Below are 21,764 nucleotides of genomic sequence, written 5' to 3' on the forward strand. Positions count from 1 at the left end.
AATTATTGGGGTTAAATACGTGAGGGTATAAATTTAGTAGTATCTACGCTTCTTTGCAAGGAAATAAAGCGATGCCTATCTTTAAAAAACTGTTTTTACTCTTTAAACGGAAAATAAACAAGAAAGGGCTATTGGTCGACAAAGATTTTGTCAGAGTACCAACTGATTAAACAAGCGATTAAGGGCTTCTTGTGGCTCAGCACAAAAACCCGGATGAATCTTTGAACTCTGAATAATGGTGCTACGGGTAGCCGTAAGCCAACGGAAACGTGAGGCAATGGGCAATGTGCCAATAGGGCCACTATTTTTGCCACCTTTGCAAATACGTTCCAATGCGCCCAGAGATGCTTGAAGTTCTTCAGGCTCCAGTTTGCACGAAAAAGCCTTCAGGCGTGCTTCGTCGAGTTTGTACATGACTTGTAAAAAGCCTTTTCTAGGGCAATAGAGAATCACGCCTACATTCAGGAACTCTTCTCTTTCAACCCGTGGTACAATTCTTACAACGGCATACTCATATAAGTGATTTTCTTGCATTCTCGGCTTCTTTAACAAAGTTTTCTGAGTGAGCTACTCTTGTTTCTAAAAATTGTGCATATACGGCTCGCCTTTCTTCTTCCGACTCCGTCAATGATGGGTCTTGCAGCCATTCATCAGGCACTAAGCCAACAATCGCACGAATCCGTTGTGGCGTTAGTATCTGTCTGTATTCTGCATCTACACTCTCTAATTCGGTAGCGAAAGGGAGTAGTACGTGGTCTTTTACCTGTGCAAAAGGTCTCAAAGCTTGTTCTTTCCAATTATCCCACGAGTGATGGAAATACAAAGATGCACCGTGGTCAATCAGCCAGAGTTCTTTGTGCCACATAAGCATATTGGTATTGCGAGCTGTGCGGTCTACATTCGTCAATAAACAATCGAGCCACACAATCTGCGAGGCAAGTTTGGGGCTGACGATGTTTAGAACAGGGTCGAATGTGATAGCACCAGACAAAAAATGTACTGCCAAATTAAGTCCTACGCTAGCTTGCAGCAGGTCTTGAATCTCTTCGTCGGGTTCGGTTCTGCCAAAGGCTGCGTCGAGATTGGCAAATACCATTTCTGGCATACGTAAACCCAGAGCACGGGCTATTTCGCCACCTATCAGTTCGGCAATTAAGGCTTTTACGCCTTGCCCCGCACCACGGAATTTGAGCGCATAAAGGAAATCGTCATCAGCTTCAACAATAGCCGGCAACGAGCCACCTTCTCGCAATGGCGTAACATAGCGGGTTATATTGACGGTTCTAAGTTGAGCTTGCGCTTGGTTCATGTATTTAATTGATTTCTCTTTATGTAAGTGGCTTTAGTATTTGTGGTGCAAAAGTAGTGAAAAATGTGATTGTTTGGAGTATGTGTTTTGGAAAGGGTGGGTAAAAACATGTTTGTTGTAACAGCGAATTCATTGGGTGAATTCCCAACAATCACCCAACCAAGCCCAAATAATTATCAAAAACAACTTTCTCTAACTCCTCCATTGGCAACTCTCGTACCTCTGCCGCTTTCTGGTAAATGTCTATAATGGAAATGTCTTTATCATCAGTTTCGAGGAAGATTTTTTCTAGTGGAATCTCTTGTAATACTTTCATGGCATTAGAGTCTGCGTGTAATAAAGCTCCGCCTAAGGATAAATAGAAACCTTTATCGAGTAACTGTCGGGCTATTTCAATTTTTGCGTTGAAACCATGTACGATCATGGGTATGCGGGGATGCACAATTTTTTTGATAGATAGCAATTCGTTGTAACACTTTACACAGTGGATAATAACAGGCTTCTTTACATCTTCTGCTATGCGTATCTGCTTGATAAAGATTTCTTCCTGTAGTGGGAGTGTAGCACCTTTCAATCGGTCGAGGCCGCATTCGCCTATAAATTTAATATTGGAATCTTTGGCTACAGAGGCCAGCTTTTTTAATTGAAGATTATAGAGTTTTTCGTTGATATACCAAGGATGAATGCCTGCTGATAACCAATTATCTACGTTTTGCAGACCGAAATCTTCAAATGCCTGTTCTGAATCAGGGATTATCTCGTTGAAAATAATCTGTTCGTCGGCTTGTTTTTTCAAAAGATGTGTATGTAAATTGAGCAGCATTTTTTAACCGAGTTTTTTTATTAGAACAAATATATATGCCTGATTTATCAATTACTATCAAATGTGTACCTTTCTACGAGTTGAGCCATGACGAACTTTATGCGATGCTGGCATTAAGACAAGAGGTTTTTATTGTAGAACAAAATTGCCCTTTTCTTGATGCTGACGGCAAAGACCAGATAGCTTTGCATTTGATGATATTTGATAAAGACCAGCAGCTAGTAGCTTATACAAGGCTATTTGATAAGGATGTGTATTATGAAGGCTATACTTCTATAGGCAGAGTGGTTACTTCCCCAAAAGCCAGAGGTGGCGGATTAGGTAGAGTACTTATGGAGAAGTCTATAGAAAAAGTGCTCGACCTCTTCGGACAAGCACCTATTAAAATCGGAGCGCAAAAATACCTCGAGAAATTCTATCAATCGTTGGGTTTTCAGCCCACAGGCAATGATTATATAGAAGATGGCATACCGCATACCTATATGATTTATCAGCCTGCGTGATTTATTGCTGCATCATTTTCTTGACAATTTTTTGCCCATTAGACTCCAATTGTAAGAGATTTATGCTGCTTAGGTGCAAACTTGGTGGTATTTGTATCATTACCTGATTTTCGCCTACTTGTAGGGTTTCGTTAATCTGGGTGAGTAGTTTACCATTGGTATCGTATAAAGACAAAAGGGCTTTCTCTGACCTCGGAGAATAAATACGTATGTAAATTCTATCAAGAAACGGATTCGGAAAGGCATTCATCGATAGCACATTTGTTGCGTTTTCGGGGTCTGTGGCAGTAATCGTTAAGTCTAACGGTTGTTTTATATTCTTATCGAGCCAAGCTAAGCGATTAATAATAAAAGACCTTAGCTCTTGTACTTCTCCTGCCCAACTGCTTGCTATAGGCGTAGGCTGTGGCCAAACATAAACACCCAGAATAGGCCATTTCTGAAAATTTCGTTGGCTTGGCACTTGTAATTGAGCCACCAGGCTATCAATATGCTCATTGATTCTATCCAGACGGAAAGCTCCTTTTCTTCTTTGGAAACTATACTCTTCTCCCAATTCCTGCACAAAGGTAGAATCTTCCATCATGCGCTCCCACCAGAAAGGTACCTGATAACCATCGTTCGGGCAAACATTATTAAACTGGTAAGAGAAACCCCTATAAGTATAGCCCTCACAATATTCACCGTTGCCATAGGCAATGTCGTAGTCCCAGGGTGGGCCAGCTTTTATTTTTCCACCTTTGCTGTCTTTGTCTTTATAGAAAAATGTACTGATACGGTAGCCGTCTACATTCTTCGAAATTTCGTTGGCAAGAAACAGTTTGATAAACGAATGGGTATCAAAATATTTGCGATAGCCCTCGTCTTTATCCATGAATTTATTACTTTTTAACACCGTTTCGGCATTAGCTACATAAGAACTGATATAAGTTCTTTGCTCGGGTGTAATGCTCTTTGGGGCTTCGTAGGCATAAAAAGTCTTGTTAGTAGCCGGAGGATTATTCTGGTATTGCGATGTCCACCCGCCTATATCTGTACCTGTGGTTTTATCTACTTTAAAAATGTATCCGCCCGTAATATCATCGCCTTTCAGGTCGGTTTCTTTCAGTTTCGAAATATCTACTCTACCCGGCGCACGTTTTATTTTCTCCATAAATACATAGACACCTATGTAATTATTGTTCAGAAAAACCTCAACATATTGGGTGCGGCTGGCATAAATACCCATTTCACGGGCCAGCTTCATGGTGAGCACATTGTGCATCAGGCTTTTTTCGTTGTACGATGCATACAGAATCCAGTCTGATTCTTCTGGCATACCAAAAATACTGGCATCTTTAGATTTTCCTTGTTCGTCCCATAGTTCTATGCCATAGCTTTTTTTAGGAAACATCTGTGATGACGAACCACGTATTTCGATTCCTATAAAGCCATCGTAATGATTAGGTTTATCTGATATACTATTCGTTTTGCCCGGTCCATTGTAGATGATTTTCATTTCAGCCTTAATCTTCGGGTCATCTAAAATTTGTCGGCCATCAGTATTTATATAAATAATGGGCAGGTTTGAAGACTGAAATGTTTGTGCTGTTGCAAGTGCCGTGCATAAGCAGGTCAGCAAGATAGTAAAGTAAGTTTTTATCATAGGTTAAAGTATTTTTCCTGGTGTTAGTTTTAGCGTTATTGGCGTGTAGCCGATACTTTTAGGGTAGGGCCATCGTCCATTCTTGATTCTAAACTTTTCTGGATAGCCGCTGGTACGTTCGATAAGAAATCGTAGCCTGTTATCTTTTCCAGATCTTTTACGCTCAGGCGGTATTCGCCCCACTTAGTGCCCAATATCGTTTGTTTATTCGGAATATTCACGGCAATTACCCGTGTTTCTTCATTAATTCTGTTTACATCGTCAACACCAATCGGCAGAATTACTATTACTTTCCAGATAGATTCGGGTACTACCATTTTGCCGTTGTCGAGCGTGAAGCTTTTGCCTCCATTGCTGCCTATGCCTGCTTTGCCGTATACTCCGGCTACTATATATAGTTCATAGCCTGCCTCAGCTATTTTGCGGCAATAAGCCTCTAAATCGGCCCATGCACCACGGTTATTGTTGGGTGCTTGCGGAATGATATTTGTCAACAAAAAGGTTGCCTCATTGTCCTCAACACTCCCATCTCTATCGTCTGACGGGCATAAATGTCCTCTGTCGAATCCCGAATTGGTGTAGTCACTGGCTGATACTTTGTACCAATCTTTAGGTAGAGTGTTATCAGGTCTGAAATTATCGGTTCTTTTTACATCGCCTTTCCAGGCAGTGCTCAAATGCCAACTTACCCAATTGGCCGAATTGCGGGTACGGCTATATGATAAGGTGTATTGCGATTTTGTTATTAAATAATTGTTTTCGTCTTTTCTGCTAGCATTGCTCGGATTCCCCAAAGTTAAGTTCTCGTCACGGGTGGCTACTGCTGTGTTTACGGGCGGCGCAGGCGTAGTAATGCCTGAAGAAGTAACAATGGCTATATCGTCGATATTCAGCCTGCTTGTGCCACCTGATACTTTTCTGATTTCGAATCTGGCTTTGTTGGGTTCATTAACCGCAATTTCGGCGATGCTTATTCTTGTGCCTTGTGTCTTGAATCGATTACCTGTTTTTGACCAATTAGCACCGCTGTTTCTTGATATGTACAGTTCCCAGTCGCTGTCGCCATCGCCCTGATAGGCTGCATATGCAATCTTGATTTCTTTTACACCTGTTATGTCATAATTCATTCTCACAAAGCCTTTTTCTCTGATTCTGATAGCTTTTGCACCGTTTTTTGTGTCATTCACACCGCTACCTATCATGGCATCTTCAAAATACCATTCGCCGCTAGACATTGTTACGTTATTAGACGAATAATTGCCCTTTGCAATGTCTTCAAGCCCCTCAGGAAAGCCTTTGGCATAACTTACTTTTGTATTGTTGGTATTGGTGGTTGTATTAGGTGTTTTAACAGTTAAACATGAGCTGACAAAAAGTGCAACAGATATAAAAAGCCAAGGTTTTCTGGAAAGAACAGACATATAAAATTTAGATTTTTTCTCAAAAATAACGAAAATATCCCTACGGTTTAAGCGAATGTTATGAAGAAGTTAAGTAATAACTATTAATACGTTTTTATTCCAGTGCGAGTTTGTTATGTGTTGGAGTTTTTAGCTAGCTCATCTTATTAAATTCATGATTAATGGGTAATTCTGAATCTATACTGGTAATGCACACTTTCTTAACGCAAAAGTCTTTTTATTAATGCTACTGCTATTTCATACTTTGTATTAAATTTGGTATTCAAAATCAGCATTTACTAAGCAAACAACTCAGCTAATGAAAATCCATACCACAAACTACTACGATACTTTTATAGAAATTGCCAGCGACAGCACAGCGACCAGCGGAGAAGTACCACCCATGAAAGGCGATAATAAAACTGTGGCCAATATTCAGTTTGAGATGATTAGCAAAAATCCGTATAAATATACTTCTGACGATGTCTTATTTCAGGTTTATGCTGATAAGAACGACTTGACAGAGGCAGAGTATGAAGAAGCCAGAAAACAGTTTTTCTCGAAAGGACAAGCCTGTTTAAGGGCATCGCCACTTACCAAAAGATACGGTTGGGGCGTACATAGCAATCACGAAGGTAAAATAGCCCTATACGCCAGCGACTCGCCAGAGTATGAACAATTAGCGAATGATGGCAAGTTGAAAGTGGTGAAGGCTATGAGGGCTAGTAGGTGAGGATGATTTATAAACCTTTTACTTCATATTGGTATGAGAAAAGCATATTTGCAACTTCTATTTTATATCGGTCTATTATGTATTTCTATATACCTTTTAGGAATAAAAACCTTTCATTTAATTATATCAATTTTAGGACGAAGTCCAGAACACGAACCTATCACACAACACACAATCAGTAACTATATTATCCCCGATAGTCTAATAGTAGTTTTAAGTTTAATTGTCATTGGTTTGTCTATTTACAAGATATTAGTGAAAGCTAAATACTTTTTCAAAAATAAGTAATGTGTTAACTTGGGTCATATTTGCAGCAATTATTTACAATGATAATAGTATTGCTAAAAGATTCAGAGTTTATCTTACATACTTATAATTTAATTAATACCCCATTTCTCTGTACCTTTGCCGTTTATTAAACCTTTTATAATACTACTCTTTTAATAATTATGCCTGCCTGGTTGTCTCGTTCCGAATTGTTGGTTGGAAAAGAAGGAATCGAAAAATTACAAAATGCGCACGTGTTGGTTGTTGGTTTAGGTGGGGTTGGCTCGTTTGCAGCCGAGTTTATCTGCCGTGCCGGTGTTGGCGAAATGACGATTGTTGACGGTGATGTGGTTGACCCTAGTAACCGTAACCGTCAGTTACCTGCCTTGGCAACGAATCATGGTGAGCCGAAAGCCGATATTATGGCTGAGCGTCTGCTAGCTATTAATCCTGAACTCAAACTACATATGGTAAAAGAATTTCTGACGCCTGAAAAATGCCGTGAGATTCTGGCAATAAGCTACGATTACGTAATGGACTGTATCGATAGCATTACACCTAAACTTACTTTACTGTCGACAGCATACGAACAAAAACAAAAAATTGTGAGCTCAATGGGTGCAGGAGGGAAGTTAGACCCAACCAAGCTGGTTGTAGCCGATTTATATGATACCTACGAATGCCTTTTTGCGCAATATGTACGTAAACGCATTAAGAAATTAAACGTTTATGCAGGTATTAAAGCTGTATTTTCGACCGAGGCAGTGAAGCGTGATTCCTTGATACTGACCGATGGAAGTAATTTTAAACGCTCGGCTTATGGCACTATTTCATATATACCTGCAGCCTTTGGTGGTGTTTGTGCGTCTGTGGTGATAAGAGAATTGCTAGGTTATCAGGTCGAAATGGTGAAACGTCCGAAAAGTATCCGCAAGAAATCGAAAAAAGAAGCCATCAAAAAAACAGAACAATAGCCATGTTTGGAGTTGTGGACATCGGCAATACTTTTGCCAAAGTAGGTCTTTTTGAAGGCGACGAATTAATAGAGGTAAGCACCGGGCTAGAGATTGATGCTTTAGACGATTTCCTTTCGTTAAAAAAAGTTAAAAAAGCCATTATTTCGTCGGTCACCAAAAATCAGGAAGAATTAGAGGCTATATTTGAGCAGGTAGCTTTTGATAAGCTTATTCTGAGCCCATCGACTGCCTTGCCGATTGAAAAAGATTACGAAACGCCACAAACCTTAGGCTCTGATCGCCTTGCGGCGGCAGTAGGTGCTAACTTTCTATTCCCTGATACCAATTGTCTGATTATTGACATGGGTACGGCTATTAAGTACGACTACGTATCGGTAGAAGAGGTGGGGCAGCGTGGAGCGTTCAGAGGCGGGATAATTTCTCCGGGTATGAGAATACGATTTGAGTCTCTCCATACGTTTACAAAAAGGCTACCTCTGGTAAGTGCCGAAGGCATACCCGAGCTAATCGGCAAAAATACCAAAGCCTGCATACAGAGCGGTGTAGTGAACGGAATTATTGCTGAGGTGAACGGAATGATAGAAAATTATAGAAAATTAGGCAAATGTCAGGTAATCTTATGCGGTGGCGATGCCTCTTTCTTTGAAAGTCAAATAAAAAAGTCGAACTTTGCGGGCTCAATAGAAATTACCCCAACTGCGCATGGTGCAGAGCAAGAAATTCTGATTGACAATACAAAAATTGAATTGATACCAAATTTAGTCCTGATTGGGCTAAACCGAATTTTAATATACAATGTTGAAAAACTTACTACTCCTTAATTTTTTTCTTGTTTGCACTTTTGTACTTACTGATACCTACGCTCAAAAAGAATCAAGACTAACCGGTAATTCGCCGTATTCGGCTTTGGGTTTAGGCGACATTAATCCTGCTGGAGCAATTGCTACTGAGGCAATGGGTGGTACAGGCTTAACTTTCGGTAATGGTATCTATGTTAACACTCTAAATCCTGCCATGTTGGTTAAAACCCGTTTTGTGGCATTTAGTACGGGTATACGTGGGCAATACAAAACATTATCTGACGGTAGAAACTCACAAACCGATTTCGGTGCAAACCTTAGCCACGTGATGTTGGCCTTTGGTATGAAACCAAAATGGACGATGTCGGTAGGTTTAAGACCACACTCTAGTGTTGAATACGAATCTCGTTTTACTTCTACTATCCAGGGTACAAGCAATCAGGTACAATATATTTATAAAGGACAAGGCGGTTTGTCTAAAGCTACCGTTGGTAGTGGCCACATGATAGGTAAATCGTTGTATATTGGTGCCGAAGCCGCTTATTATTTTGGAAGTGTAAGCCGCGATACAACTTCAAGATTATTGTTGAACGATGGCGAAGACTATTACCTGCGCTATACCGACCGTATTAATGCCAATGGTGTTGGGTTAAAAACCGGATTTACATGGCAACAGAAATTAAGTAGTAAATGGTTTTTGAATGTAGGTGGTACTTACGAGTTCAGAAGCAAACTAAAAGGAGACCAGTTACGTAGCTTAACCACATTAATTGAAGGACAAAACGGCCCACAGGTTCTTAAAAAACCAGATACGCTGAGTATCGGTTCAGGTAGCTTGCAATTGCCTTCTCAATATGCTTTGGGTATCAGTATTGAAAGCCCTTTAAAATGGATTTTTGCAGTAGAATATAGCAAACAAGACTGGACCACCTACCGTAATTTTAAGGGTGCAGCCGAAAGCCCGCTTACAGCCAGCGATAAAATTGCTGTAGGGGTAGAATTTTTACCTAAAGTTACTTCAACATCTTATTTCAATCAGGTGTTTTACCGAGTTGGTTTTCAGCAGACAAAAACGCCTTATCTGATAAACAATACGCAAGTAATGGATAGAAGTTTCTCTTTGGGCTTATCTACACCACTTGGTTTCAGAAACTTAAGTTATATTGATTTCGGACTGGCTCTAGGAACAAGAGGCGTAACAGGTAATGGGCTTGTAAAAGAAAATTACGTTAAGGTTTCATTAGGCTTCTCGTTGGTTGATACACGTTGGTTCATGAAATCAAAAATTGATTAATAGCCTTGGCTACAAAAAGTATAATATCTTGCTTTAGTTTCAGAAACCTGATTTTGGGCCTGTTGGTATCAGGAAGCCTGCTGCTTTTATCTTGCGAAGAGAAAAAGAAGGCAGGCCCGCCACAAAAGTACAATGGGCCACTGATGGAAACTGATAATCTGGCTATTATGATGAGCGACTCCGGCAAAACCACAATCAAGGTTACTACTGCCAGACAGATAAAACTCCAGAATGAAGACGAAATATATCCTAAAACGGTATATGTAACTTTTTTTGATAAGAATGGCGTAGAATACTCATCTTTAAGAGGAGATTCTGGGCGTTTTTATAGAAACGAAGGCTTGTATAAAGTAATGGGGAATGTTTTCTTTTTTAACCGCCTCAAACAGCAGAGCCTTTCAACCGACCTGCTGAACTGGAGCTCAAATAAGAGAAAAGTCTACACCGATTTGCCTTTTATAATCAAAACTAAATTTGATGAGATACATGGCGTAGGTATGGAAGCCGACCAGGACTTTACAAACTACACCATGCGCAAAACCAAAGGCGTATTTGCGATAGACTCAGTAGCAACTGATAACGAAGCTGCGGTAGATACTACGAGCAACTAAATTGGCTTATTTTTTCTTTAAAACTTCTTCCACCTCTTCTACCGTAGTGAGTTTTTGCTCGTTACCCCATTCATTATAGATATAGGTTACTACTTCGGCAATATCCAGGTTTTGCAGGTGGCTGTTGGCTGGCATAGGCTGGTTATAAACCTTTCCGTTTACCTTTATTTCGCCTGTAAGACCATATTTTATGGCTAATATAACCTGTGATTTATTTTGCAGATAATCACTACCTGCAATGGGTGGGTAAAGATTCTGCAAGCCTTTTCCATCTTTCTGGTGGCAATTGGCACAATTTGCTTCAAAAATCTCTTTCCCTCCAATATAATACTGTTCCAGCTTTATCTTATCAGCCGACTGGCAGGAGCTTAGGAGAATTACAAATAATAACCCCACCCCAGCCCTCCCCAACAGTAGGGAGGGAGTAAAAAGTAGTTTAGGGACTTTTTTTTCAATCCCCTCTCCACTGTTGGGGAGGACCGTCGCACGGAGGGTTAGGGTGGGGTATTTTTCTTTTATCTTTAAAATCCTAATCATCAGTTCTCTTTATTCAATTATTCTTCCTCTTTCAATAAAACGTCCATATCTTTCATTAACAGGCTCACTTTTTCTTCTTTAGTACCATCATACACGCCTCTTATTCTACGTTGTTTATCAATAAGTACAAAAGCACCGCTGTGCATGATTCCGCCCGGTGCGGTAGCGTCTTCAGTGGCAGTTACTAAGTAAGATTTTTGCCCTATGTCATATATCTCTTCTCTTTTGCCGGTTACAAAATGCCAGAAATCACCATTTACTCCCAAGCGTTTGGCATAAGCTTTCAATACCGCTACCGAATCGTGCCTAGGGTCGATGGTATGGGACAGAATACCGACCTGTGGATTATCTTTAAATTTCTCATAGATGCGTAGCATCTGGGTTTTCATAATCGGGCAGATAGTAGGGCAGGTGGTAAAAAAGAAATCGGCCACGTAAATCTTGTTTTCGTAGGTTTTGTTGGTAACCTCGTTGCTATCTTGGTCAACAAACTTAAAATTGGCAATGGTATGATAAACCGTATCGCCGTTTATAAACTCACGGTCGCCCTGAATGGGTAATTTTTTTGGTTGGCAGGCACTCATGGCAACTGCCAAACCTATAAGGCATAAGAATAGGTACTTCATAATAGTAAAAATCCCTCCCGAAACGAGAGGGTTTAGGAATCAAAAAAAGTCTTTAAATTATTTCAAAAAGGCTTCTGCTTTTTGCTTAGCGTCGAGCGTTTTTTGTTTAATCTTGTCTCCTTGGGTTTTAAGTTCAATCAGGGCGTCTACTTTCTCCTGACTATCTTTCATATCGGCGGCATCACCCAGTTTAGGCATCCATGTTTCCATATCTGTGTAGGCTTCATCCAATTGCTTCGAAATCTCCAGAGCTTGTTGTTTAGCCGTTGTGTCAAGTGTTTCGGCTTTTGCCATTACTTTTTCACGATAAGTCTCCAATTCCATACTCACGGGCATTATTTCGTCATGAAGTTTAAACGTCTCGGTTTTTAATTTAGCCGATTCTTCTTCAAATTTATTGGTGCAAGAAACCGTAAAAACAATTAATATTAAATAAAGTAGCGCTTTCATTTGTTTTGGTGTTTGGTTAATTAATTTAATCTATACTCGGTCATTATATACTTACTCCTAAAATTTCTATGGCACTATGGATAGCACTTTCTGACGGATTTTCGCCGCCAATCATTTTGGCTATTTCTACAATACGCTCGTCGGCTTTCAACTCTCTCATTCTACTTACCGTTCTCGACGAACTGTTATCTTTATACACAAAGAAATGGCTGGTGCCTCGGCCTGCTATCTGGTGCAGATGAGTGATGGCAATTACTTGTAAACTTTGTGCCATTTCACGCATCATTTTGCCCACTTTTATGGCTACTTCTCCCGAAATACCCGTGTCGATTTCGTCGAATATGATGGTAGGTAAAGAACGTTTATCACCCAACACATATTTAATAGAAAGCATCAAACGTGAAAACTCACCCCCCGAAGCTACATCTTTCAGTTGGCGTGGCGTAATGCCCTTATTGGCACTGAACAAGAAATTAAGCTGGTCAATACCATCGTTTGTAAGTTTGCCTGTATCATGGCTGATTTTCAGCGTAGCATTAGGCATACCCAGTTCTACCAATAAGCCTACTACTCGTCTTTCGAACTCTGGCAGTACTTTTTGTCGGGCCTTAGATAATACCTCGGCCGACTTAGTAGCAATTTCAAAGGCTTTATCAACACGCTCTTTGGCTGCTGCCAGGTTCTCGCTCAGATTCAGCACTTTGCTTACTTTTTCTTCAAGTATTGCCTGTATCTCTAATAATTCACCGTTCGATTTTACGGCATGCTTCTGCTGTAATTTATACAGTAAATCTAAGCGTTCCTGAATATTCTCTATCTTCTGGCTGTCGAGTTCGATGCTATCCTCTTCGGTTTCAATATCGCGCGAAACATCTTTTAATTCGAGCAAGCAAGACTGTATTCTGTCTTTAAATTGTTGGTACTCCGGCGAGTAACTTGCTATCGGGCTCAGGTTGCTTACAGTGCTTTGCAGAATTGATAACACCGATTGCTCGGTATCATTAAGGTATGCCTGTGCTGTGCGTAGGCGTTGTTTTACCTCTTCGGCGTGTTCCAGAATATTCAATTCCTGCTCTAATAGCTCTTGCTCGTTGGCCTCTAGTTTGGCTTTTACTAATTCTTCAAGCTGGAAACTATTATAATCAAACTCTTTTTTGTTCTGGTCTGATTCTGCCTGTAATTGCTCGTAGGCATCTTGTAGTTTTTTGTAGGTACGATACTTATCCTGATACTCAACCAGTTTATCGTGGCATTGGGCATAGGTATCTACTATGGTTAACTGATATTCGTTTGAGCCTAACTGAATAGAATCATGCTGAGAGTGAATATCCATCAACTGAGAGGTAATCTTACGAAGTGTTTCGAGTGTTACGGGCGTATCGTTGATAAATGCACGCGATTTGCCACTTGGCGCAATTTCCCGACGAATAAGGCAAGGGTTCTCAAAGTCGAGTTCTTCTTCGTCAAATATATTTTTTACATAGAAGCCCTCCATAGCAAATGTACCTTCAATGATACACTTTTCGGTTTCATTGTATAGCGTTTTTACGTCAGCACGGTTGCCGAGCAGCAAACCTAATGCACCTAGCATAATAGATTTTCCTGCACCGGTTTCGCCTGTTACAATATTAAGATGAGCATCAGGAGAAAGTTCAAGTTGCTCAATCAGGGCATAATTCTTAATCAGAAGATGTGAAAGCATGAATCAGAGCTTTTTTGAGTGATTAAGCTATCAAAATAATTAAGCTTTTAAAATAGCTTATAATAACGTTCGATAAAGGTATTTATATACACAAATATGTTCAAAATTATTAACTCTGAACATATTATTCTATACAAATTCAACGCCAAATTGTTATAAAAAATTCACTCTTTTGTGAGGACAAATTTAGGAGTAAAAAAAGGAAGGTGTTAATGATTTACATGAATTTTTTGTAAAACATTAACACCTTCTTTATCAGGCTTATATAAATCAATCAATCTGGCTTATTACTTCTTCACAAACTTCAAAGAAACAGAGTTCATACAATAACGTAAACCTGTTGGTTTTGGGCCGTCGTCAAAAACGTGGCCTAAATGGGCTTTGCATCGGTTGCATACAACCTCGGTGCGAACCATGCCGTGGCTTGCATCTACTTTGTTTTCAACGCTACATTCGTTAATGGGCTTGTAGAAACTTGGCCAGCCTGTGCCCGATTCAAACTTTGTATCAGAGCTGAAAAGGTCAAAATCGCAGCAAACACATTTATATATGCCTTTATCGTGATTATCCCAATATTCGCCTGTAAAGGCACGTTCGGTGCCTGCTTTGCGTGCCACGGCATATTGTACGGCGCTTAGCTGTTTTCTCCACTCTGCATCCGATTTTTGTACCAACTCAACTTTGCAATCTGGTTTTGTATTTGCCTTTGCTTTAGTATTTTGCGCATACGCCTGGCTTGCCAATAATACACCAATAAACATAGCTACTTGAACGCCGATGTTCTTTAAAAATGCCTGGTTTTTCATTATTTTTATCATCATTTTATCGATATTGAATATGGTTATTAATGTGCGTTGTTATATAATCTTTCGTTATAGTTACGAAATATCAAAATAAAAAGTTTTGAAATATCAAACTTTGGCATAATTTTCTCGTTAGATTTAAAAAATGCTTTCCAAACGTGCTTAACTCAAAAAAACTAATCAGATTCGTATGCTTGATAAGTATAGTGTCAAGCGTTTCTTCTTGCGAGGTTTTGCGAACCAAAAGCAAGGCAGAAGAACTAGCAGCTAAAAAAGCCCCAAAATCTACTCCTGAGAGGCGTTCTGTGAGCTCTGTCAGAAAAACCACAGTACCGGTATCAGCCAATACCCGTAACCTTATTAAGGTTGCTCGCTCTTATACAGGTGTACCGTATCGTAGCGGAGGGAACGACGAGCGAGGTATTGATTGTTCGGGGCTTTTGTGCAATACCTTCAAAGAGTTTGGTATTTTACTCCCACGTGTTTCATGGCAACAATCAGAGTTTTTTCCTGCCATTGATATTCCGAATATCCGTACAGGTGATTTGGTTTTCTTTTCTGTTAACGGAAAAGTGGTGAATCATGCAGGTATTGTTACCGAAGTAAGAAGCGAAAACGAAGTTATTTTTATTCATGCGTCTACAAGTAAGGGTGTGATTGAAGACAATATGATGACAAATTACTGGAAAGCCAGATTTGCCAGCGCTTGTCGCCCCAACTTCTCGAAATAAATTTTCAGTATGGTTTTTAAGCTATTTTCCCTTAAATTTCGTTATTAAGAGAAAATAACACTATGTCGCGGGTATGAGAAACAACTTGTTGTTAGTTATAGGATTGATAATCAGTAATTTAGCTTTTTCGCAATCACAATATTTCGGACAAAACAAGCCTCGTTATAAATCATTCGGATTTAAAGTTTTACAAAGCCCTCACTTTGAATTATACCATTATTTTAAGGATAATACCATACCCAACGACATTATTGTTAATAGCGAACATTGGTATAAAATTCATCAGGAAGTCTTCAAGCTAGCATTTATCAAACCCAATCCGATTATTGTTTATCAAAACCATCCCGACTTTCAGGAAACTACAGCTATCGGCGGACAAATAGGCGAAGGAACAGGCGGTGTAACAGAAGGGCTACGAAATAGGGTTGTGATGCCTATGATGTATTCAAAACGCCAGACCGACCATGTGCTGGGGCACGAATTGGTGCATGCGTTTCAGTATCAGCTAATGAGTTCGGGCGACTCTACTACTTTGGCTAATATCCAGAATTTACCCTTGTTTATGGTTGAAGGGCTTGCGGAGTATATGTCGATAGGTAGAGTAGATGCACATACGGCCATGTGGATGCGTGATGCTGTGCTGAGTGATGATATTCCGACAATTACAGATTTGGTTACGAAAGAATATAAGTATTTTCCGTATCGTTGGGGACAGGCTTTCTGGGCCTATATAACAGCCACTTATGGCGACGATATGATACGCCCGCTTTTCAGAGAAACAGCCCAATATGGTGTAGAAGCAGCTTTTAAGCGAAACCTGAAAATGGATATTGAGCGTTTTTCTAGCCGATGGAAAAAAGCCATGATAGAAACTTACGCACCCTTTCGGCAAGGAACATCGTCAACACCTGCGGGGCGTGAAATTGCCTCTGGCAAGACTGCTGGTGAAATGAACCTCTCGCCAGCCATTAGCCCTGACGGTAATTTTGTAGCTTACATTTCTTCTAAAAGTGTTATTTCTTTAGACATTTATATTGCCGAAGCTCATACTGGAAAAGTTCTAAGAAAAATAGAGAGTACTTCGTTTGGTGCTCATGTAGATGCCTACAATTTTATTGAAACTGCCGGAGCGTGGTCGCCCGATAGCAGAAATCTTGCCCTGGTGATTCAGAGTAAAGGCCGTAATAAATTATCGGTAGTTGATGTAAGCACAGGCCATAAACGAACTTTTGAACTGAAAGGTGTCGATTCGTTTACTAACCCGACGTGGTCGCCTGATGGCAATACCATTGTGGTTTCGGGACTAATGAATGGCGTGAGTGATTTATATGCCTTTAGTATTAAAGACCAGAGTGTCAGAAATCTAACCAACGACGATAATTCAGACCTGCAACCTACTTGGTCGCCGGATGGGAAATGGATTTATTTCGTGTCAGACCGCACGCCTGCTGCTCGTCTCGAAAAAGCCACTTTTTCAATTTCAAGATTAGAAACTAACTCGCTTAAAGTAGAAACGTTTAATTTTTTCCAGGGAGCCGATAACCTGAATCCTGTAATTGACCCAACAGGCAATTTTCTTTATTTCTTGTCTGATGCTGATGGTTTCAGAAATCTTTACCGCTACACAATTGCTGAAAACAGTATCGAAAAACTCAGCAATTATTTTACAGGTATTAGTGGCATTACTATGTATTCGCCGGCGGTGAGCATTGCCTCAAAAACAGGTCAGTTGGTTTACTCGTATTTTCAGGGTGGAAAGTATCATTTGTATTTGCTAAAAGAAGGCGAGTTGATAGGAAAAGCCGTTGAAAATAACGTAGATAAAACACCCGCAACACTAGCACCGCACGAATGGAAGGAGGGAAGGAATATAGTGCAGAATAATCTGGACAAACAGAATATACTTGGACGTGTACAGACAAATAAACTGAAAAATCTAAAATATAACCCAAAATTCAAGCTTGATTATTTGGGTAGCTCAGGCGTTGGCATGGCTACCAGCCGCTGGGGAACAGGTCTTGGAGGTGGGGTAGTAGGTTTGGCCAGCGATATGCTCAACAATAATCAAATTTCGGGTGTATTGTCGTTGAATGGTGAAATTCAGGATTTTGGTGGGCAGCTTGCCTATCTGAATCAGAAGAAACCTTTGCAATGGGGCGCAAGTATCTCTCGTATTCCTTACCGTTTTACTGATTTCGCTAACAATAAAACCATTACAGATCCTGCACTAAAAGAGAGTTTGGGCATACCTGCCACTGATTCTCTTATTCAGTCAAGTTATAATCTCTATCGTTTATTTATAAATGAGTTTAGCTTATTTGCCATTTATCCTTTAAGCAAAGCTAAGCGTATTGAAGTAGGTGGAAGTGCTAATTGGTATAGTTATAGTGGGCGTAGTTATACTGATTATTATGGGTCAAACAGTACAACAGGAAGCTATTATCGTGGCAGCGAAACTCCTCAAAGAATGATAAAAGATAGCTTAAAAGCGGCGGGATTCGAGCCTTTTAACCTGCAACGCTTGTATATTGCTTATGTAGGTGATAATACAACTTTCGGCACTACTGCGCCACTCAACGGGTATCGGTATCGGATTGAATACGCTCGCTATTTTGGAAGCATTGCGCATAATAGTATCACTGTTGATTACAGGAGGTACAAATACCTGAAACCTGTAACACTGGCTACGAGGCTCTATTATTATGGCCGTTTAGGTGCTCCGGATAGTGAGGCTTACAATAAATTATACCCGATGTTTCTTGGCTATCCGTGGTATATGCATGGTTTTTGGGGTAAGGCTTTAGCAAATCAAACCTCAACATTAGCTTTAAGCGAACAACAATTGAAAGGCTCACAGATGGGTTTGGCTAATTTTGAAGTAAGATTACCATTTACAGGACCTAAAAGACTGGCATTGATAGAATTCCCGTATATGCCAACAGACCTGAATTTCTTTTTTGATATAGGTATGGCTTGGGATGCTAATCGTAAGCCAGGTAAAACATATGACTATACTTTTAATGATGGAGAAGGCCAGCAGTTGAAATTAAAACCTGTAATGAGTACAGGTTTAAGTTTACGGATTAATGCGTTTGGATATTTGATTCTAGAACCCTATATTGCATTGCCGATATACAATCAGAAACTGCAAAGCCCTGTTACCGGAATTAATTTTATGGTACCGGGATGGTAATGTTTGTAATTTTGGGATAAAATTTGCATTTTTGTGCAAAGTATAAAAATCAGGCCTTTTAATACTTGAATATGGGGATGTAGCTCAGTTGGCTAGAGCGCTTGACTGGCAGTCAAGAGGTCGTGGGTTCGAGTCCCATCTTCTCCACTACGGCAAACAAAATGCTCATGCCATTTGTGTATGAACATTTTTTACCTGAAACTTCCGATGCTGTTAATTCCGTTGTTCTTCCCGAATATGGTCGACTAAAAAAGCCTAGTTCATAAAGTTTTTGTCAACCAACTTCCAAATCCTATGAGTACTGAAGAAGAAAAGGCCAAAAAAAGTCGCGAGTATCAAAAGGAATACCATAAAAAGTACCGTGAGAAACATCGTGACCTCCTAAATCAAAGATCAAGAGAATATGCGATTAACCATCGCGAAGAATTAAGAGAGAAATCTAAAGTTTACCGTCAGGAAAACAAAGAGAAATTAGCTGCTTACGAAGCTGCACGTTGGCCAAAAAGAAAGGAACAACGCAGATTGAAGAGAGAAATGCTAAAACAACAAAAGTTAAACGCATTAGCTTCCCAAGAACCAAACGCAAGCTCAAACAACTAAAACAGAATGTTTTAATGAGGATTTGAGAAACTAGTATAGTATTAATAGAACCATTAGGAATTCTTTATACCTTATGCTATTCTGTGTATAAGAAGTGGTAGTTATTGCTTAATAATTACCACTTCTTTGGTTTCAGAGTTCATGCGCTACTTTATACCCCTCTATCTGCTCCAACATTGCCATCGATTTCATAACGGGTGTCCACTCTTTGCCGTTGAAAATCCATTGAAACCACACTTTATCACGGTTTTCGTATTTGATATTTACAAATAACCAGATGGCTGCATAAGTGAAAATAAGCGTTATTGAAATCTGTATAATATATGTCCAGACATTTGCATTTGTCCACATGGTTTCTGTCCAATAGAAAGTAGTCCAGATTGGCAATTGCAAAAAAAGTAATCGTGTTGTCCAGATAGTAGACGATTTAAGTCGGGCAATTCTTTCCTGTGTTACTAGGATAGAATCGTTAATGTCTACTTTATCAATCAGAATCAACTGATACATATAAATACCGATAGCTAGCTTGGTAAGTATTACTTGAATAATAGCCGAGACAAGGAAAAATGTGCCGCCTGCTTTGAATGCTCCCAAAATCAATACATCAACAAAGGTTACCCAAAGAATACCCACAATAACAGTAAAAACTTTAAGCGGTTTCATTGATGCCAGCGACGACTGTATTTTTATTTTGGTAATTTCTTCGGCGTTCTTTCTGTTTAGAGTCAGGTTCTCTTCCAGTTTTTTATCGTATGTTTTCCAGAGATTAATCAGTTCTTTATCTTCCATTGTATTAGTTGTTAACTTTTTCAAATTTTTGTTTAAGAATAATCTTGATGCGACCAATTTTGGTGGCTACGTTGGTTTCCGAAATACCTATTATTTCAGCAATTTCCTTATAGCTTTTTTCTTCCAGATAAAGCAACATCAAAGCTTTATCAAGTTCTTTTAGTTCGGCAATAAACCTGTGCAGAATACTGATATTTTCTTCAGTTGTATCGTTAGTGTTGGGATCAGTAAGATTCAGAATGCTATCATTGATTGGATTGCTAACTTTCTGTCTTCGACTTTCTTTTCGATAAAACGAAATAGCCACATTAAGTGCAATCTGATACATCCATGTCGAATACTTGAATTGTTCATCATAATTATTGAACGATTTCCATAGCTGAATCATGATTTCCTGCACAAGGTCGTTTCGGTCTTCTGCATCTTTGCAGTAGGCATTGGCAACTTTATAGATAATGCCTTTATGGGTATTAACGATGCTCAGAAATTGCTCCGATGTAGGCTTAGGTGTCATAATTCACTATCGGTTTTATAATCTTGCACATAAATGATAGTTTCTGTGCGCATCAGTTTTTGCGACACACTGCTATAATAGTAATTTTTGGTGATACTAATGTGGCACTTCATTGAGAGGATTGTAATAAATAGCAGTGCCCAGGCTATGAGTTTGAGTTTTTTATATTTTAGCTGCATCAATAATCGTTTTCTCAATTATTCGCAGAAGTGCCTGTAAAATCACAGATTTGTAGAAGTATTTTTGAGAGGGTTTAAAAGAATATAAACAAGCTACACTTTGATTTTAGCTCTGGGTTTCAGCTCGAATATTTAAATGAGTAAAATAGGGTTCCTCCTTTTAAATAAAAACAGCCTTTTCTAATAAAATTAATCAGAGAATTAATAACTTTGACAAGTAGCGTATTAAATAAAGTTATCAGGTGTACTTTTCTTCTAAGGTCGAGGCTATGCCTTCAATAAATAATTTCAAGCATAGTGTTTCTATGGAATTGCATTAGGGGGCTCATCTTTTGACTTGGCTCGCTTAAAATACCACTATTTTTAAACCGGAATTAAAGCCCTAAATAATTGCTGAATTTGAAATTCAAGTTTTCAAATAATTTTTACGGGATATTATAAAAAAGAGAATCGCTTAAATGGGGGGGAGAGATTCTCTAATGCTTAACCTAGATTTATATGAAATCTTTTTTGTTCTATTCAACCATCATCAGCTTTGTGCTGATGAGCTTTATACCTCAATCTACAAAAACAAAGCCTGTCAGGCTCTTTGATGGCAAAACCTTTAAAGGCTGGGAGGGCGACACCATTAACACATGGCGTATCGAAAACGGTATGCTCATAGGCGGCTCTACCGAAAAAGACGTGCCGCACAATGACTTCTTGTGTACAACCCGCCCTTATGCCAATTTTATCATGAAGCTCAAGATTAAACTTACGGGCAACAAGGGCTTTATCAACTCAGGTATCCAATTTCGCAGTAAGCGTTTAGTGAATCCGCCTTATGAAATGGAAGGTTATCAGGCCGATTGGGGAGAGGGTTTCTGGGGTGGGCTCTATGATGAGTCACGCAGGAATAAAACTTTGATAAGACCTGATTCTATCGGAGTACTAAAATGGATAAAAATCAATGATTGGAACGATTACGAGATTCGTGCAGAAAAACGCCGTATCCGCTTGTACGTAAACGGTAAACAAACCGTCGATTACACCGAGCCAGATACAAGCATCCCGCAATCTGGCCTTATAGGTGTACAGATTCACGGCGGAGGCGCCGCACAGGTATCCTTCAAAGATGTTTTTCTGGAGGAGTTGCCGGAGTGAAGAATTTAGTGAATGAGTGATTGTGTGATTTAGTGATTAATTGTCTGAACTTTGATTTAGCTGATTTGTATGATTTCCCTGATTAATACTAAATCATTTTAATCTACAGTAATGATTACCTCAATGATTAATCAT

General features: G+C 39.5%; 22 protein-coding genes and 1 tRNA gene. 11 read left to right on the plus strand and 12 right to left on the minus strand.

Going from position 1 to position 21,764, the window contains the following annotated elements:
• Positions 1-150: 150 nt before the first annotated feature.
• The 3 genes from WAE64_RS19860 to WAE64_RS19870 all read right to left on the minus strand — a co-directional run bounded on the left by WAE64_RS19860 (position 151) and on the right by WAE64_RS19870 (position 2,132).
• Entirely contained in the window at positions 151-534 is a 384-nt protein-coding gene (locus tag WAE64_RS19860) for a DUF3037 domain-containing protein (protein WP_340239468.1), read from the minus strand.
• Complete coding sequence (locus WAE64_RS19865) at positions 512-1,309, minus strand: HipA family kinase (protein ID WP_340239470.1); 798 nt, start codon at positions 1,307-1,309, stop codon at positions 512-514. Before WAE64_RS19865 ends, WAE64_RS19860 begins: the two co-directional genes overlap by 23 nt.
• 151 nt (positions 1,310-1,460) lie before the next feature.
• Positions 1,461-2,132, minus strand: coding sequence for a TatD family hydrolase (locus WAE64_RS19870; RefSeq protein ID WP_340239472.1), 672 nt, complete (start codon positions 2,130-2,132; stop codon positions 1,461-1,463).
• 35 nt (positions 2,133-2,167) lie between these two features.
• On the opposite strand from WAE64_RS19870, the gene WAE64_RS19875 reads away from it, so the two are divergent.
• Complete coding sequence (locus WAE64_RS19875; RefSeq protein WP_340239473.1) at positions 2,168-2,635, plus strand: GNAT family N-acetyltransferase; 468 nt, start codon at positions 2,168-2,170, stop codon at positions 2,633-2,635.
• Between the two features lies 1 nt (position 2,636).
• Here WAE64_RS19875 and WAE64_RS19880 read toward each other — a convergent pair whose 3' ends face one another.
• Positions 2,637-4,280 carry a CotH kinase family protein gene (locus WAE64_RS19880; protein WP_340239474.1) on the minus strand — a complete coding sequence of 548 codons (1,644 nt, stop codon included), beginning with the start codon at positions 4,278-4,280 and terminating at the stop codon, positions 2,637-2,639.
• A gap of 35 nt (positions 4,281-4,315) precedes the next feature.
• Positions 4,316-5,701: a DNA/RNA non-specific endonuclease gene (locus WAE64_RS19885; protein ID WP_340239475.1), complete on the minus strand. Its 1,386-nt coding sequence runs from the start codon at positions 5,699-5,701 to the stop codon at positions 4,316-4,318.
• Positions 5,702-5,999: 298 nt separating this feature from the next.
• Between WAE64_RS19885 and WAE64_RS19890 the strand changes: the two genes are divergently transcribed.
• The 5 genes from WAE64_RS19890 to lptC all read left to right on the plus strand — a co-directional run bounded on the left by WAE64_RS19890 (position 6,000) and on the right by lptC (position 10,362).
• Positions 6,000-6,413 (plus strand): DUF6157 family protein, encoded by a 414-nt coding sequence (locus tag WAE64_RS19890; protein ID WP_340239477.1) that lies wholly within the window; start codon positions 6,000-6,002, stop codon positions 6,411-6,413.
• A 449-nt stretch (positions 6,414-6,862) separates the two neighbouring features.
• Positions 6,863-7,654, plus strand: a complete 792-nt coding sequence (locus WAE64_RS19895; RefSeq protein WP_340239478.1) for a tRNA threonylcarbamoyladenosine dehydratase — start codon at positions 6,863-6,865, stop codon at positions 7,652-7,654.
• Positions 7,655-7,656: 2 nt separating this feature from the next.
• Positions 7,657-8,478 carry a type III pantothenate kinase gene (locus WAE64_RS19900; protein WP_340239479.1) on the plus strand — a complete coding sequence of 274 codons (822 nt, stop codon included), beginning with the start codon at positions 7,657-7,659 and terminating at the stop codon, positions 8,476-8,478.
• On the plus strand, positions 8,453-9,751 hold the full coding sequence (gene bamG, locus WAE64_RS19905; protein ID WP_340239481.1) for a BamG family beta-barrel-assembly machinery protein: 1,299 nt from the start codon (positions 8,453-8,455) through the stop codon (positions 9,749-9,751). The genes WAE64_RS19900 and bamG overlap by 26 nt, the downstream gene beginning before the upstream one ends.
• Positions 9,752-9,756: 5 nt before the next feature.
• The gene (gene lptC, locus WAE64_RS19910) at positions 9,757-10,362 is read left to right on the plus strand and encodes an LPS export ABC transporter periplasmic protein LptC (protein WP_340239482.1); all 606 of its coding nucleotides are present in this window, start codon (positions 9,757-9,759) and stop codon (positions 10,360-10,362) included.
• Between the two features lie 6 nt (positions 10,363-10,368).
• Here the strand turns inward: lptC and WAE64_RS19915 are convergent, their stop codons facing one another.
• The 5 genes from WAE64_RS19915 to msrB form a co-directional block, all read right to left on the minus strand.
• Positions 10,369-10,758, minus strand: a complete 390-nt coding sequence (locus WAE64_RS19915; RefSeq protein ID WP_340239484.1) for a c-type cytochrome — start codon at positions 10,756-10,758, stop codon at positions 10,369-10,371.
• Between the two features lie 158 nt (positions 10,759-10,916).
• Positions 10,917-11,525 (minus strand): SCO family protein, encoded by a 609-nt coding sequence (locus WAE64_RS19920; protein WP_340239485.1) that lies wholly within the window; start codon positions 11,523-11,525, stop codon positions 10,917-10,919.
• Positions 11,526-11,582: 57 nt separating this feature from the next.
• On the minus strand, positions 11,583-11,975 hold the full coding sequence (locus WAE64_RS19925; protein WP_340239487.1) for a hypothetical protein: 393 nt from the start codon (positions 11,973-11,975) through the stop codon (positions 11,583-11,585).
• A gap of 43 nt (positions 11,976-12,018) precedes the next feature.
• Positions 12,019-13,677 carry a DNA repair protein RecN gene (gene recN, locus WAE64_RS19930; protein ID WP_340239489.1) on the minus strand — a complete coding sequence of 553 codons (1,659 nt, stop codon included), beginning with the start codon at positions 13,675-13,677 and terminating at the stop codon, positions 12,019-12,021.
• A gap of 287 nt (positions 13,678-13,964) precedes the next feature.
• Positions 13,965-14,483, minus strand: coding sequence for a peptide-methionine (R)-S-oxide reductase MsrB (gene msrB, locus WAE64_RS19935; protein ID WP_340239491.1), 519 nt, complete (start codon positions 14,481-14,483; stop codon positions 13,965-13,967).
• Between the two features lie 191 nt (positions 14,484-14,674).
• On the opposite strand from msrB, the gene WAE64_RS19940 reads away from it, so the two are divergent.
• From WAE64_RS19940 to WAE64_RS19955, 4 genes are all read left to right on the plus strand, one after another.
• Positions 14,675-15,211: a C40 family peptidase gene (locus WAE64_RS19940; RefSeq protein ID WP_340239492.1), complete on the plus strand. Its 537-nt coding sequence runs from the start codon at positions 14,675-14,677 to the stop codon at positions 15,209-15,211.
• A 73-nt stretch (positions 15,212-15,284) separates the two neighbouring features.
• Positions 15,285-18,404 carry a tolB protein precursor gene (locus tag WAE64_RS19945; protein WP_340239493.1) on the plus strand — a complete coding sequence of 1,040 codons (3,120 nt, stop codon included), beginning with the start codon at positions 15,285-15,287 and terminating at the stop codon, positions 18,402-18,404.
• 73 nt (positions 18,405-18,477) lie between these two features.
• Positions 18,478-18,551, plus strand: a tRNA-Ala gene (locus WAE64_RS19950).
• 147 nt (positions 18,552-18,698) lie between these two features.
• Positions 18,699-19,004 carry a hypothetical protein gene (locus WAE64_RS19955; RefSeq protein ID WP_340239494.1) on the plus strand — a complete coding sequence of 102 codons (306 nt, stop codon included), beginning with the start codon at positions 18,699-18,701 and terminating at the stop codon, positions 19,002-19,004.
• Between the two features lie 132 nt (positions 19,005-19,136).
• Here the strand turns inward: WAE64_RS19955 and WAE64_RS19960 are convergent, their stop codons facing one another.
• Entirely contained in the window at positions 19,137-19,817 is a 681-nt protein-coding gene (locus tag WAE64_RS19960; RefSeq protein WP_340239495.1) for a hypothetical protein, read from the minus strand.
• Positions 19,798-20,307 (minus strand): RNA polymerase sigma factor, encoded by a 510-nt coding sequence (locus WAE64_RS19965; RefSeq protein WP_340239497.1) that lies wholly within the window; start codon positions 20,305-20,307, stop codon positions 19,798-19,800. The genes WAE64_RS19960 and WAE64_RS19965 overlap by 20 nt, the downstream gene beginning before the upstream one ends.
• A gap of 677 nt (positions 20,308-20,984) precedes the next feature.
• Between WAE64_RS19965 and WAE64_RS19970 the strand changes: the two genes are divergently transcribed.
• Positions 20,985-21,629: a 3-keto-disaccharide hydrolase gene (locus WAE64_RS19970; protein ID WP_340239499.1), complete on the plus strand. Its 645-nt coding sequence runs from the start codon at positions 20,985-20,987 to the stop codon at positions 21,627-21,629.
• The last annotated feature ends 135 nt before the right edge of the window (positions 21,630-21,764 follow it).

This window comes from Emticicia soli (assembly GCF_037860775.1).
GTDB classification, from domain to species: Bacteria; Bacteroidota; Bacteroidia; order Cytophagales; family Spirosomataceae; genus Emticicia; species Emticicia soli.

Bases quoted from the DNA above. Each gene is read 5' to 3' on its own strand.
- WAE64_RS19860 (WP_340239468.1), bottom strand. From the start codon at position 534: ATGCAAGAAAATCACTTATATGAGTATGCCGTTGTAAGAATTGTACCA.
- WAE64_RS19865 (WP_340239470.1), bottom strand. From the start codon at position 1,309: ATGAACCAAGCGCAAGCTCAACTTAGAACCGTCAATATAACCCGCTAT.
- WAE64_RS19870 (WP_340239472.1), bottom strand. From the start codon at position 2,132: ATGCTGCTCAATTTACATACACATCTTTTGAAAAAACAAGCCGACGAA.
- WAE64_RS19875 (WP_340239473.1), top strand. From the start codon at position 2,168: ATGCCTGATTTATCAATTACTATCAAATGTGTACCTTTCTACGAGTTG.
- WAE64_RS19880 (WP_340239474.1), bottom strand. From the start codon at position 4,280: ATGATAAAAACTTACTTTACTATCTTGCTGACCTGCTTATGCACGGCA.
- WAE64_RS19885 (WP_340239475.1), bottom strand. From the start codon at position 5,701: ATGTCTGTTCTTTCCAGAAAACCTTGGCTTTTTATATCTGTTGCACTT.
- WAE64_RS19890 (WP_340239477.1), top strand. From the start codon at position 6,000: ATGAAAATCCATACCACAAACTACTACGATACTTTTATAGAAATTGCC.
- WAE64_RS19895 (WP_340239478.1), top strand. From the start codon at position 6,863: ATGCCTGCCTGGTTGTCTCGTTCCGAATTGTTGGTTGGAAAAGAAGGA.
- WAE64_RS19900 (WP_340239479.1), top strand. From the start codon at position 7,657: ATGTTTGGAGTTGTGGACATCGGCAATACTTTTGCCAAAGTAGGTCTT.
- bamG (WP_340239481.1), top strand. From the start codon at position 8,453: ATGTTGAAAAACTTACTACTCCTTAATTTTTTTCTTGTTTGCACTTTT.
- WAE64_RS19920 (WP_340239485.1), bottom strand. From the start codon at position 11,525: ATGAAGTACCTATTCTTATGCCTTATAGGTTTGGCAGTTGCCATGAGT.
- WAE64_RS19925 (WP_340239487.1), bottom strand. From the start codon at position 11,975: ATGAAAGCGCTACTTTATTTAATATTAATTGTTTTTACGGTTTCTTGC.
- recN (WP_340239489.1), bottom strand. From the start codon at position 13,677: ATGCTTTCACATCTTCTGATTAAGAATTATGCCCTGATTGAGCAACTT.
- msrB (WP_340239491.1), bottom strand. From the start codon at position 14,483: ATGAAAAACCAGGCATTTTTAAAGAACATCGGCGTTCAAGTAGCTATG.
- WAE64_RS19945 (WP_340239493.1), top strand. From the start codon at position 15,285: ATGAGAAACAACTTGTTGTTAGTTATAGGATTGATAATCAGTAATTTA.
- WAE64_RS19955 (WP_340239494.1), top strand. From the start codon at position 18,699: ATGAGTACTGAAGAAGAAAAGGCCAAAAAAAGTCGCGAGTATCAAAAG.
- WAE64_RS19965 (WP_340239497.1), bottom strand. From the start codon at position 20,307: ATGACACCTAAGCCTACATCGGAGCAATTTCTGAGCATCGTTAATACC.
- WAE64_RS19970 (WP_340239499.1), top strand. From the start codon at position 20,985: ATGAAATCTTTTTTGTTCTATTCAACCATCATCAGCTTTGTGCTGATG.